The organism is Lysinibacillus sp. NPDC093692 (assembly GCF_050280125.1).
Lineage (GTDB): Bacteria > Bacillota > Bacilli > Bacillales_A > Planococcaceae > Lysinibacillus.
On record NZ_JBNNUW010000008.1, the window covers coordinates 140,514 to 153,649 of the forward strand.

Consider the following 13,136-nt stretch of genomic DNA (forward strand, 5'->3'; position numbering starts at 1 on the left):
TTTGTAATATAACATACATTACCAATATATCAAAGAATTTTCATAAAAAAACCTTAACTGTTTTTATATGACAGTTAAGGACTGTTTTTCAATGTATTTGGAATTATTATTAATATAAACAGTTATTAATAAAGAAAGCTGTCATTTTGATCAATCTTTATTCAAAACGTCAGCTTTTTATATACTGTAAAGTCATGGGTTTAGAGTAATTAATAATCGAAGATTAATCCTACTCTGGTTATTGCACCAGCTTTCCTTTATTCAAACTCCATATCAACTTTTTATCCTTTGGTAAGAGAAGGTATCAACCAGCTTAGTTTGTTCACAATTATGAATAATTTTCATACATATTGGACAAATCCACATTAAACGATAATTAGCATTATTTAAACGAAAAATTCCCTTTTGAACGATAAATTATAGGAAGCTTTCGATAATTAGAAAGTAGTAACATTATGTAAACTAATATTATTTGCCGTAGAGTAGGGGCTTGAATACGTCCACTCTCCATAATACCCTCTGTATTTGTATTGTATATGGATAAAAACTTTTAGACATTGTATTCCTCTACGTCCTCAAAATTATTCATATCAATAGCTATGAATTTCATATTACTACTTAAAGCTTCATCTCATTCCATAATAGAGTCCAATACAATTGTATATACTCCTCCTAAAAGTTCCTTTGGTTCTATTCTAGTATTACAAGCAGAAAGTAAGACCAACATCATAAACAGACAACTAAAATATCGAAATTTAAATTTTACCCCGTCCTTTTATTCGATGTATTTTGAATTTATCTCACTAAACTGTTCAGCTAGCTCAATAAGTACATTATTTAAGCAATGTTTGAAGATTTATTAGCAAGGGTGCATACACGATTAGTGGAATAAGCAAAATTACTGCACCAATTTTTTTAATTCCTCTTTGTAATAGTAAAAGAGAAGTCACGAAAAATAATGGGTAAATAATAAAAGTAATTATTAATACACCTTCAACTAATTGATATAATTTTCCTGTAAATGCACCTATGAATGGGATTGAAATCCATTCTAGTAAGCTAAACGCAATAACCAATATCCACAGCCATTTAAGTGTCATCACTAATCACCTCAATATATATTTGATTGGTTAAAAATAGTAAAAACTCTTATTTCGCTTTATCACCGATTATTATTTCAATTTTTTGTATTAACCTAATAAACCTAATTGCTGTTCAACTAAAGTGTTTTATTATCCCCCCGTTTCATTTAAGTTATGGTAAGGTCATAAAAAGGTTTCATTCGTGACCTTTTCAAAAGATAAAATTCGTGTTTTATTCGATTGATATAGTATCCAGCCGATGAAAGAATGGCATTTTCATTATATAAACACGAATGTTTGTAATGATTACACACGAAAACGTTCGTTAATTGTATTTGTCTGGAATTTTTGCAAACAAATCAGCACTTACCTGTATTTTTGCAGTACTGAATTCGAGACAACTTGATATGATTTGCTGAAATATCTTCAAGTGATTCGATCCCTCACTAGAACATGTGGGGCGTTTATGTGGTAACAAAAGGGATGTTGGTTGGTTTATGAAAAAGACTAGGTTCTATCATAGTAGAACCTAGTCTTTTCATTTAATTTCAAACAGTATTTCCATCAACTTACACACTCATTACTTAAAGAATAGTTTTCTTCCCAGTCGGAGTGATACACATCGTTATGCTTTCACTTTAGATCCAACGAATTGATTAAAAAATGAGAGGATTTTTTGATAAACAGCAATTTCATTTTCTTTTTTAGAGAACCCATGTCCTTCGTCTTCAAGAAGCATGTACTCGACATCACGCCCTTTATCTTTTAAAGCTTGTACGATTTGATCAGATTCCTCTTTCACAACACGTGGGTCATTCGCTCCTTGGATAACGAGCATTGGTTTGACCATGGTTTCTAGATACGTTAATGGTGAGTATTCAATGAGTTTTTGCTTGTCTCTTTCAGGATTTCCTACCCATTGATCCATAATTGGCTTCCAGTCTTCAGGAACCGAGTTGATAAATGAGAACAAATCAGATGGACCAAATATATCCACTACGGCTTTGAAATACTCAGAATGTCTACCGTGAAGCAATAAGGCCATGTATCCTCCATAACTTCCGCCCATCAATAAGATATTGCCTTTTTCAGCGTAGTTATTATCAATGAGCCAGTCGAGAGCAGCTACATTATCAAGGCGTGGGCCGTGTCCCCAATCTCCTTCTACCATTTTCGTGAAAGCCAATCCATAGCCTGTCGAACCGCGGAAATTCGGAGCAAAGATGCTATACCCATGATTTAAAAAGAATTGGAAGGAAGCTCTAAAAAATTTACGCTCTGCAGCTTGCGGACCACCATGCGGCCAAAAGATGATTTCACCATTATCATTTTCCTTTTTAGCTTTGAAAAATAAGGACTCTATTTCAAGTCCGTCAAAGGAAGAATAAGTAATCACATCCGGCTCAACTAATTCGCTTTGATCTACACCTGGAACTGTGTATCCCGTTAAAGATGCCCACCCATTTTCCTTAAATTGATAAATATTATGCGGCTTCGTAGCCCCTCTTCCTAATAAATACAAACTTCCGGATTTTGTGACGATAAGCTTTTCGATGACGCTGCACGGTGAATCTAGTTCTTCCCAATTATTCGATAGCAAATCATGCATGTATAAACGATCTTCTACACCTTTTTCACTAATTACATACAGGCACTGCTTTTCTTTGTTATATTTCAACGAAGTAAAGCTTTCATTCTCCAAATCTTTCAATTTTACAAACTCATTTGTCTCTAAATTATACGAAGCCAAATACGTAAAATCAGCATTGTAATTCGTTAATAAATAGATGAGCTCATTGGATACAAAAACTGCGTCACTGACAGTATGTTGCTGATCTGTTGGCGGTGTCAGGAGAATATGTTCCTCTCCTCGTTTGGCGTATAGGAGTGTATACGTATTAGCAAAATGTTTATAGTAGAGGGCTGCCTCTTCATTAGGGCTAAAATCGATTAAAAAAGTGGGCGCATCTTTTCCCTCAAGAATTGTTTCTTCCTCACCGGTCACTAAGTCATAGGCATATGCATTTAAATACGTAGGATTTCCTTTCGAAGATGTATAGTATAGCTTGTTCCCATCTTCTGATAAAATTGGCATAGCATTGCGGGTTCCTTCTTCATAAATAATTTTCTTCATTGTCCCACCTTGAAGCGGAAGTCCATAAAACTGCGTATTTTCGTCCCCATTCTGGTCAAAACCGGCAATGATGAACCGTCCTTGTTTATCATAGAGGAGTCCTTGACAGCTCTGGTCAATAAAAGTAAGCGGTGTCGGGAACGTATTTGGTAAATTCATGGCCCATAAATTATACTTACCACTTAAATTAGTACTGAAAACTAGTTGTTTTTCATCTGGACTAATCGCAAAATCCCCAATCGAAAATGTTCGTAAAAACTGTTCTACATCTGGTTTAGAAAAAGATATCATAATGAAAACTCCTCCTTTTTTGAATTGAGTGAAAAGTCTATCTCTTTATACAATACCATTATTACACTTTAATGTATAATTTACGCTAATTAATATTATCTAAACTTTGATTATAAAAGTTAAAATCATAATACTAGTTACAACTTAGCGAAAAATATGGCCGTTCTAAGTACCATGTTTTAGACTCTAACAAAATTGCATTATTCCTTTTTAAAGTAAAAAAAAACGATTTCCATCATCGAAATTCGTTTTTTTAATATACTCCTAGCATTATGCTGTTTCAGTTATCAGTAGTTGTTAATGTTGTCGTTGAAGAACAGCCATTTATTAGTAGCTGCACTTATTGTCATACATTTTGCAGAAAAACTTAGTTCATTGGGCTTCCTCATCGGCCGAGGGACCGTAGATGCCCGGCACCGAAATATCAAGTAGGCGCAAGTATACCCCGAGCTGTGCCCGGTGGTGGACCATGTGGTTTAATCCGAAAGTGCGGAACGCAGTTGCTCGGGCTCGCGGCGGATGATTTGGTCACCATGGCGCAGCGTCCATTCCTCACCGAGCGTTTTCTCGTCACATTCGGTCAGAAAATTTTTCAATTTACCGATGTTTGCGTCAAACTCATCGAGAACGTCAGATTGTTTTTCCAAAGGCTTCCGTCGCAGTGGCACGGTCGAAAGATCAAACTCTGGGTACTGAAGAATTGCGATTTACCAGTTCAGCAGGTTGATCAGGTGTGTGGCCAGCTCGCCAAGCGTCATCGATTTCTCATGTGGTCTCCATGGCATATGTTCCTCGGATAAGCGTTCCAGAATGCGACGTGTAGTAGCCAATTCATGCATTGCGTCGCCAACAATCAATTGTTTAACCACAAATGCCTCTCCTCCATTTGCTTAGCATAGTATAAAATCCATTCGAGTAGAAAGCTGCAGTCTAAAGAACTGTTTTCGATAAAATCAGTGCCTTACGAAACTGGTTATATTTTTTAGTGATCCACAGAACAGCGCTCAGACGATTCGAGAATCATATTGACGGGTACTTGGTTACATGGATTACGCTCAGGTCAATTTGAAGAACATAACAAAAGCGCTCGAACGTTCCTATTTTTTAGATGAGTTCTCTTCTTTTACTTCGTTCTTAATTTTTGAGTAGAAATCCCAACTTTTTAAAACCACCCAAAATATAATGACTACTAAAAATGAATAGTGTTTATATTCGCTAGGAAGTTGCACAATAAGTAATATTGTAATGATAAAAAATGGTGGCATAAGTATCCAATAACGCTTATTTTTAAAGTGTTTTATTACGATTCCCTCCGTTTCATTAATGTTATGGGTCAAGTCATAAAAAGTTCCATTCGAGACTTTTCCCTAAAGATAATATTCGTGTCGATTGATGTAGCATCTAGCTGCTAGACGAATGGCACTTTCATTATATATATACGAATATTCTATGTAGTTTTATTGATAGTTGTTCGTTAATTACCGTTTACCAGGAATTTTTGCAATCAATCGTCTCTAACTATATATTACTTCAATTTCTCTCTTTTCAAAGAGCATTACTTAAGGAATTTTAACATTGTTTAATGATCACTTTTAAAGTGTATTCGACGTATGTATCGCTAATTCTCATTGCTAATAAGTCGAAAAATCTAAGACTATGAGAAGAATCCGATAATTAGTAATATGTGAATAAGATATAAATATTATGTAAACTAAAAATCATTTTGGGTGATCAGCATTTAGTTATGACCACCATTAGAATTAATATGATTAATTCCAACATCCTCGACAGCATGAAGCATTGTAATGCTCTCCTTATAATTTTCATGATTATCCACGTAATTTAATCTAAATAAATTCTCTAAACCCTGATTCCATTCTCTTTCGAAAAATAAAAAAATAACCTCTTGCAGATATAATACGCAAAGAGGTTACTTTCAACGAACTTTATTATCTATTAAGCATCTCCTTAAGAGCTTTTGTACCTTAAATTACACATCAATTTCAATACCGATTCCTTGTTGCTTTGCCTTTTGAAATATTCCTTTTGCGACTGCTAAATCATAGTAAGCTGCACCTACTGATTTGAAAATGGTTATCTCGTTTTCATCTTCTCTACCTTTACTAGTTTCTGTGACAAGTTTACCAAGTTCACAATATATATTATCGAATGACCATATACCTTTTTCAACAGCATGAATAAATTCTCCAGCTTCATTTTTTACACCATTATAATCATCTACTACAATTTTCTTAGCCTTCAAAATCGATGTTTCATCAATTTCGCGCATACTTGGTAAATATGAACCTATGCCATTAATATGAACGCCTGGCTTTAAATGATCTCCATCTAAAACGGCACTAGTTGATCTAGTAGCACAGCAAATAATATCCGCTAGCTTTACTGCTTCAGATACTTCTTCTATTACTTCAAAAGGGATCTCCACACCGTGCTCTTCCAATTTATTACCAAAACGATGTGCTTTTGATGTTGTTTTATTGACTAGTAATATTTTAGTTATAGATCTTACAGCTAATACCCCTAGTACTTGCTCAAATGCCATCCCACCTGTACCGATTACTGTTAGTATAGTTGCATCTTTTTTAGATAAATAATCAGTAGCAATTCCACTCAAAGCACCCGTTCTAAGTCGAGTTAAATACGAGGCATTCATCATAGCCATATGTGTACCATTCTCTGCATCAGTTAGTAATAAGACACCTTGAGTTGTTGGTAACCCCATTGGAGAATTTTTAGGGAAAATGGTAACCACCTTTACAGCTGCAACTTCACTTACTAAATCGGCACTTGGCATATATAGTGCAGACGCATCATAATCAGGAAAATCTATGACAGTACGATGCATGTTCACAATTTTGTTTTCCTCTTTTGCTATTAATACCTTCTTAATGTCCTCTATAGCATTTTTCATACTGTAGCTTTTCATAATTTGATCTTCATTTAATATCAACATATCAAAAACCCTCCAATGAATTTTATCATTACGACTCCATAGTCCCGACTGGGATTTTTTCCGTATCTTCTATTTTAGAATCTTTTTGTATGTCAGTATCTAAAGTCTCTTGACTACGATCTTTAACAGCCCAAATAGCGATTAATGAAACGATTGCTGTAAAGATAATATATAGCGCAATCGGTACATAAGAATTATCAAATTTAACTAAAAGAGCTGTTGCTACTAATGGAGCTGTTCCTCCTGCTACAGCTGCACCAATTTGGTATCCTAATGTGATCCCTGTGTAACGAATTTTTGCGTCGAAAATTTCTGAAAACATTGTACCTAGTACGGCTGTAATTGGCGACCAAATAACGCCTAGACCGATGATTGTAGCTATTACAAGTAATACGGCCGATTGTTGCTGTAACATCCAGAAATAAGGGAATGCAAATAGGATCATTCCAATAGTTCCAATAATGTATAACTTTTTGCGACCATATTTATCTGATAAGCTCCCCATTATTGGAATTAAAATCGTCGTAATAATTGTTGCAATCATTACGGCAGTTAGCGTGACTGTTCTAGAAAAACCTAAATTTGATGTTGCATAGGATACAACAAATGTCCCAAAGATATAAAAAGGTGCTGTTTCTACAACCTTGGCTCCAATAGCAATTAATACTTCACGCCAATAGTTTTTCAACGTCTCTATAATTGGTAGTTTTGGAATCTCACCTGATTCTTGAACTTTTTTAAATGAAGGCGTCTCATCAATTCCTTTACGAATCCATAAACCAAATAAAACTAAAAATGCACTTATTAAAAATGGTATACGCCATCCCCATGTCATAAAAGAACCTTCAGGAAGTAAAGTCATAATAGACAATGCAACAGTTCCAAATACCATACCAATCGTTACACCCATTTGCGGAATAGCTCCATATAATCCTCTTTTTTCTTTTGGTGCGTATTCTACAGCAAGTAAAAGTGCTCCGCCCCATTCACCACCAATACCTAACCCTTGCACTAATCTTAAAGTAATCAATAATATTGGAGCCCAGATGCCAATGGCTTGATATGTAGGAAGTAACCCCATCCCAAAAGTTGCAATCCCCATCAAACTCAACGTTAATACTAATGTTTTTTTACGGCCAATCTTATCTCCAATATGGCTGAAAATTACTCCACCAAACGGCCTAATAAAAAATGATAAAGCAAATGATGCGTAAGCAAGTAACAAACCTACTGTTGGATCTTCATTCACAAAAAACAATTGATTAAAAACGAGTGCAGCAACTGTACCATACAAAAAGTAATCAAACCATTCAATTGAACTCCCTACTAAACTAGCAATCCAAATCTTTCTCATTTGTTTTGCACCCATATAGTTTCCCCCTTTGTTCAAAATTGAAGTGGAACTTCAATTTCTCCTTGTTCTTACTTTACAATCGCCTGAATTATCTGTCAATAATGTAGATTATTTTTTTATTATGACTTTCTATTGAAACGTGTATAGAATAAAATATTATAAGCAATAAAGGAGCTTGATAAAATGACATCAGATTTTCTAGGGGAGACATTAAAAAGAATACGTAAAGAAAAACAATTTACCTTAAAAATGCTTGCCTCTCAAACAGGAGTTTCTATTAGCTTCTTATCTCAGGTTGAAAGAGGAAAATCCAATGTAACATTAGACTCTTTGAAGAAAATTTCAGATGCTTTAGGAGTAAATCCAAGTGTTTTCTTTACTACTAACAATGAAGAATTAAACGAAATACGTTCCCAATTCCATTATTCGGACTTATCAGATGGTAGTATAGGTGCTTCCTATTTCCCGATCCTTGTTACGTTAAAATCTGGAGAAAATGAGGGAAATGCTCTTTCACATGACGGTCATGAATTTCTTTATATTGTAGAAGGTGAATTAACCGTTATTATTGAGGAACAAGAATATGTTTTAAAAGAAAACGAATCTAAAATGTTTGATGCTCGAAAAACACATTATTGGTACAATTACCGAGATAAACCAGTTAAGTTCCTGCTTGTCTCATCTCAATAAAAAAAGACTATGAAGGACACAGCCATTAAATTATCCAACTTTTGTTTTTTAATGGAACAGTTATTTATTGTAAAAACCAAAAGAGCCATGCTACGCTATACATGTACATGGCTCTTATAATACAACTAACTATAAATGAAAAGAAAAAGAACTTTCTAATCTTTAAACACACGCCACATTTCCTCATATTTTACTTTTGCCAACGGTGGATACATCATCATAATTAGCCCAATCGGTGCCACAATTACATCCACTTAAAGACTCAATCTGAACTAAAATGCCCTTTATCAACTGCATTTGAACCTTCGCTAAACTATAACACGTTCAGTAATAATACCTGCATCCTTTAATTTTCGCGATGCTGACTAACTACAGGTTGTGAAATGCCTAGAACAAAAAATGCAACGTTGCATGATTTCCTTCAACCCACTATACATGCAAAATGTGATTCTTATCAGAAAAAATAATAAAGTCCAGTTGATTACTGCGATTTGATATAATGAATCAGCATTTTTATATTATTTTTTCGGAGGATTTATGAGCAACCCTAATAAAAATAAATATTTATCTTCATTAGCTATTATTGCTGGTTTAATATTACCAATCTTTCTACCTGCATTTATAATGATGGTCCTAGTTAATTTCATGCCTAATGAAATTACTCACTCAAGAATAAGTTCATTATTTATATTATCAATTGCGCTATTTATAATTGCTGGTATTTTCACTAAAGTATTAAGCCTTGTAGGTTTAACTGAACAAAAAATAGAAGAATTAGGCTTTCTAGGTTTTATTATCACTGTTTTGACGTCATTTATCTCTATAGTTGTAGGATATTATTGGATGAAAACTCTCCACCTTACTTCTGTTGAGTTATCTACCATTGGAATTTTAATAATTGCAGCTATCACTACAATTGTTTTAACAGCCCTAATAAAAATTTTAGAGAAGTTATAATCAACACAAATGCCCAGGCTCAATAATAATTGAAACCTGGGCATTAAAATTATGCAGTTACTAATTATGTTCTTCTGCTACTAAGTGTAAAGTTGGAGAATGTGCTTCATTCCATACTCCCACCTTTGGCTTCAGCAAATATAGGTAGGACATTACTAAAAACACTTTAGCAGTTTACTCTAAGAAGCCTTTGATGGTGTATACGTAATGTTTTTTCTAACCTTTTGTTTTATGTTTTTAAATCGATGTTCAATCCCAAGGTAACGATCTAAGCTTAAAACATAACTTTTGTTTAAAAATAGCAATATACAAAATGCACTAGTATAAAGAGTTAAACTAATTAAATTCATATTCCCAGAAAGAATAAAATTTATATGCATAAAAAGACAAATAAGAACAGAGGGAATGATCATTAATCCTACTATCAGAACAATCCCGATAATAATTTGAACGATTGGAATCGTGTAATTAAAAAACATAATATGCTTTAATGCGAAGTGTTCGATGAAATACTTATAAAATTCTGGCACATTCGGTTTGTCTAGTGCCATCATTAAGTAATTTTTAATAAATATTCCTGGTTCACTAAACCAATTTTTCTCTGTAATTTTCGTTATACCCGCAAAAAGCCAGCCAATCCCAAAAAGCAGTCGCATTAAAGTAACTAGTGATTGAAAGGCTTGCTCTCCAAATCGTGTTGATAATAATTTCATATGCTTAATTGTCCTCTACCGTTTATTTGGGAAGGTTTGCCCTCCTCTGTATAATTCTTGCTTACTATTAATTTTTATTCCTTTGGTTTTTAAACTCTTTCACATTTTCAACTTGACGAGTTCAAAGATCTTCCCTCTTTTCCGATAAGGGTATAGCCATTTTTCCAGGTTTTTTTATGTACATGCCACAACTACTTTTCGAAATACTTACCCTCTTTAATCGACAATGATAATCATTCTCAAAAAGAATATCAGTAAAGATTATCGTTGTCAATGTAATATTTAGGTGAAAAATTTATATCTATAAAACTTGTTCAAAACCTGTTGCCATATAAAATTGTGTCAATACTTCAATCTTACCTGCATCTACTAATTCATGAATACGTATACCTAGCGCCCCGCATACTTTCAAGGCATCTTTCTCTTCCCCACCATATACTTCTTCAACAAAATTTTTACGCATAATCCAAACAAGTTTCGCTGAAGGATTCTCTTTTTGTAATTCAACCAGAGATAATAAAAAAGTATTGATAGCTGAATGACCGCCTACAATAACCCGCGATCTTCTTGTTGTCATTTATTCGTATGTATATCAGAATACCATAACGCTGTTTTTCAAATTTAAGGGTAACTAAAAACGCCAGGATCAATGATTTACCATTGATCCTAGCGTTTGATTCTATTATTTTATATGTGTTCAGTTATTTTCTGGGCGTCTCACAAAAAATGCTAATAGTAGACCGATTACGGCCACAATCACTATAGCCCCAAATGCAAATTGAGTGCCTACTGCAACTAGTGTTTCAGGGGTTGCAGTAGAATGCTCTACTGTATAGCTGTGTTGTCTTGTTGTCATAAGTGTAATTGCTAATGCGGTACCTGCTGCACCTGCAATTTGCTGAAGTGTGTTTATGACAGCGGAACCGTGTGAATACAATTTTTTGGGTAAATCATTAAGTGCGTTTGTTTGCGCTGGAATAATAGTTGTTGATACACCTACGTAGAAAATCATACATGAAACTATTACTAACCAAAGTGGTGTTGTGGCGCTAATGACAAAGAATAATATACTTGTTGAAATAACTAAGCATAAGAACCCAAAACGCAAGTAAAATTTTGGACCAACACGATCAAAAGTTTTACCAACAATTGGAGCAAAGACGGCGTTCAATATGTTTCCAAGTAACATCGCTAACCCAGCATTCGTCGCTGAAAGTAATAAAGATCCTTTTAAATACAAAGGCATAAGAATCGCAATTGCTAAAAGTAATGAGAATACAATAAATATTAAAACTGACCCAATAGTGAAATTGCGATATTTGAAAACTTGTAAATCAATCATCGGATGCTTACTTGTAAGTTGACGCCATATGAAAAGTAAAAGAGCTACAATACCTACAACTATAATGATTGTTGCCAGTGTAGAATCTTCTGAAATAGTACTTAATCCATAGATAATACTACCAAATGCAATTGTTGAAAGAACGATAGATAAAAAATCGATTTTCGGTTTTGTTAGTGTTGTGACATTGTACACTTTTGGCATAAAGGTAAAGAAAATAACGATATATAGGGCAATGCTTATCCAGAAAATATAATGCCAGCTAGATATATCAACGATAATGCCAGCGATTGTTGGCCCAGTTGCTGGAGCAAGTGTAATGACCATTCCCATAATCCCCATTGTTGCACTGCGCTTTGCGAATGGTACAACCATGAAAATAACGTTAATCATAAGTGGTAAAATTAATCCTGTACCAACTGCTTGAATTACACGTGATAGTAATAAAATTGAAAATGTTGGTGCTAATGCCCCAATAATTGAACCAACAATGGAGAATGAAATTGCTATAATAATAATCCAACGTGTTGAGATCCATTGAATAATAAGGGCAGAAATGGGTACTAAAATCCCCAATACTAATAAATAACCTGTTGTTAACCATTGTGCACTCGGCGCACTGATGCCGAAGTCTCTCATCACATCAGTCATAGCCATATTCATGGCTGTTTCTCCAAAAAGGCCAACAAATGCTGCAATCATTAATAATGCAATCATTGGTTTTGGGTTTCGTTGCTGTTCTGTATTCATAATTACTCCTTTTAAGGCGGTCTATATAATTTTATTATAAATCGTATTAACGATCCTAATATTAGACCAGTCTATATATTTTAAGTTCAAAAAATAAGTCCTAAGCTCTTATAAAAAGAAACTTGGAACTGTTTTTTGAAGCATTTTAATAGGTTCATTCGATTTCTCTGTAATGGATAATACTAAAACACCTATGATAGCTGCGTTAAGTGATACTGCAAGTATCTTTGCCTTATCTGTAGCCATACCTGATTCAACAAACTTATTATAATAGTGCTGTTGCACCTTGCTGTAATTTTCTTGACAAACTACCCGAATTTCTTCGTTCTCAAAAGCTGACTCCATTGAAATCAATGCAAATGGTGGCATATTTAACATATCGGGGGTGTCTAGGTTTTTAAAGTTTTCACTCAAATGATTCAAATAATTTTGCACCGCGATTGTTGGATTTGGATCAGAATTTAAGTGTATTTGAATGTTAGCAAGTAAACGTTGAGATGACGACTCAACAACTTCCTTAACGAGTTGATTTTTCCCATCAGGAAAATAGTGATAAAGAGAACCTTTTGGTGTCCCTGATTCTTTCAAAATTTGATTTAAACCTGTAGCCTGATAACCTTGCAAATGAAAAAGTCTTGTAGCTACTTCAAGCAAATGATCACGTGTCGAACTTTTTTTCATTGTTCTCCTCCCTTTTTCTATAATGACCGGTCTATTTTTAAATAATAGTAAAAAATTTTTTTAATGTCAATGGTTTGATTTGTAATAACTGTATTAAATCGAGTATTTAGCATTCCATTGTGGGTGTGACGACGTTGCGGCTTCTTTATGTATAGAAAACATAAATAT

The 13,136-nt window shown here is 34.1% G+C and carries 10 protein-coding genes and 1 pseudogene; 2 read left to right on the forward strand and 9 right to left on the reverse strand.

Annotation, left to right across the window (positions count from 1 at the left end):
• Positions 1 to 833: 833 nt before the first annotated feature.
• The 5 genes and pseudogenes from ACQKN4_RS11150 to ACQKN4_RS11170 all read right to left on the reverse strand — a co-directional run bounded on the left by ACQKN4_RS11150 (position 834) and on the right by ACQKN4_RS11170 (position 7,850).
• Complete coding sequence (locus ACQKN4_RS11150) at positions 834 to 1,100, reverse strand: hypothetical protein (protein WP_079562590.1); 267 nt, start codon at positions 1,098 to 1,100, stop codon at positions 834 to 836.
• Positions 1,101 to 1,707: 607 nt separating this feature from the next.
• Positions 1,708 to 3,507, reverse strand: coding sequence for a S9 family peptidase (locus ACQKN4_RS11155; protein ID WP_427483679.1), 1,800 nt, complete (start codon positions 3,505 to 3,507; stop codon positions 1,708 to 1,710).
• 372 nt (positions 3,508 to 3,879) lie between these two features.
• Positions 3,880 to 4,376, reverse strand: a pseudogene (locus ACQKN4_RS11160) (DinB family protein).
• 1,121 nt (positions 4,377 to 5,497) lie between these two features.
• Complete coding sequence (locus ACQKN4_RS11165; RefSeq protein ID WP_079562588.1) at positions 5,498 to 6,481, reverse strand: ornithine cyclodeaminase family protein; 984 nt, start codon at positions 6,479 to 6,481, stop codon at positions 5,498 to 5,500.
• Positions 6,482 to 6,509: 28 nt separating this feature from the next.
• Positions 6,510 to 7,850, reverse strand: coding sequence for an MFS transporter (locus ACQKN4_RS11170; protein ID WP_079562587.1), 1,341 nt, complete (start codon positions 7,848 to 7,850; stop codon positions 6,510 to 6,512).
• Positions 7,851 to 8,018: 168 nt separating this feature from the next.
• On the opposite strand from ACQKN4_RS11170, the gene ACQKN4_RS11175 reads away from it, so the two are divergent.
• Positions 8,019 to 8,525, forward strand: coding sequence for a helix-turn-helix domain-containing protein (locus tag ACQKN4_RS11175; protein ID WP_427483680.1), 507 nt, complete (start codon positions 8,019 to 8,021; stop codon positions 8,523 to 8,525).
• A 537-nt stretch (positions 8,526 to 9,062) separates the two neighbouring features.
• On the forward strand, positions 9,063 to 9,482 hold the full coding sequence (locus tag ACQKN4_RS11180) for a hypothetical protein (protein ID WP_079562585.1): 420 nt from the start codon (positions 9,063 to 9,065) through the stop codon (positions 9,480 to 9,482).
• Positions 9,483 to 9,661: 179 nt separating this feature from the next.
• Here the strand turns inward: ACQKN4_RS11180 and ACQKN4_RS11185 are convergent, their stop codons facing one another.
• From ACQKN4_RS11185 to ACQKN4_RS11200, 4 genes are all read right to left on the reverse strand, one after another.
• A complete protein-coding gene (locus tag ACQKN4_RS11185; RefSeq protein WP_427483681.1) occupies positions 9,662 to 10,195 on the reverse strand; it encodes a hypothetical protein in 534 nt (177 codons plus the stop codon).
• Positions 10,196 to 10,496: 301 nt separating this feature from the next.
• Entirely contained in the window at positions 10,497 to 10,772 is a 276-nt protein-coding gene (locus ACQKN4_RS11190) for a hypothetical protein (protein WP_427483682.1), read from the reverse strand.
• A gap of 120 nt (positions 10,773 to 10,892) precedes the next feature.
• Positions 10,893 to 12,287 carry a DHA2 family efflux MFS transporter permease subunit gene (locus ACQKN4_RS11195; RefSeq protein ID WP_427483683.1) on the reverse strand — a complete coding sequence of 465 codons (1,395 nt, stop codon included), beginning with the start codon at positions 12,285 to 12,287 and terminating at the stop codon, positions 10,893 to 10,895.
• Between the two features lie 108 nt (positions 12,288 to 12,395).
• Positions 12,396 to 12,968, reverse strand: a complete 573-nt coding sequence (locus tag ACQKN4_RS11200; RefSeq protein ID WP_079562582.1) for a TetR/AcrR family transcriptional regulator — start codon at positions 12,966 to 12,968, stop codon at positions 12,396 to 12,398.
• Positions 12,969 to 13,136: the final 168 nt, after the last annotated feature.

Bases quoted from the DNA above. Each gene is read 5' to 3' on its own strand.
- ACQKN4_RS11150 (WP_079562590.1), bottom strand. From the start codon at position 1,100: ATGACACTTAAATGGCTGTGGATATTGGTTATTGCGTTTAGCTTACTA.
- ACQKN4_RS11155 (WP_427483679.1), bottom strand. From the start codon at position 3,507: ATGATATCTTTTTCTAAACCAGATGTAGAACAGTTTTTACGAACATTT.
- ACQKN4_RS11165 (WP_079562588.1), bottom strand. From the start codon at position 6,481: ATGTTGATATTAAATGAAGATCAAATTATGAAAAGCTACAGTATGAAA.
- ACQKN4_RS11170 (WP_079562587.1), bottom strand. From the start codon at position 7,850: ATGGGTGCAAAACAAATGAGAAAGATTTGGATTGCTAGTTTAGTAGGG.
- ACQKN4_RS11175 (WP_427483680.1), top strand. From the start codon at position 8,019: ATGACATCAGATTTTCTAGGGGAGACATTAAAAAGAATACGTAAAGAA.
- ACQKN4_RS11180 (WP_079562585.1), top strand. From the start codon at position 9,063: ATGAGCAACCCTAATAAAAATAAATATTTATCTTCATTAGCTATTATT.
- ACQKN4_RS11185 (WP_427483681.1), bottom strand. From the start codon at position 10,195: ATGAAATTATTATCAACACGATTTGGAGAGCAAGCCTTTCAATCACTA.
- ACQKN4_RS11190 (WP_427483682.1), bottom strand. From the start codon at position 10,772: ATGACAACAAGAAGATCGCGGGTTATTGTAGGCGGTCATTCAGCTATC.
- ACQKN4_RS11195 (WP_427483683.1), bottom strand. From the start codon at position 12,287: ATGAATACAGAACAGCAACGAAACCCAAAACCAATGATTGCATTATTA.
- ACQKN4_RS11200 (WP_079562582.1), bottom strand. From the start codon at position 12,968: ATGAAAAAAAGTTCGACACGTGATCATTTGCTTGAAGTAGCTACAAGA.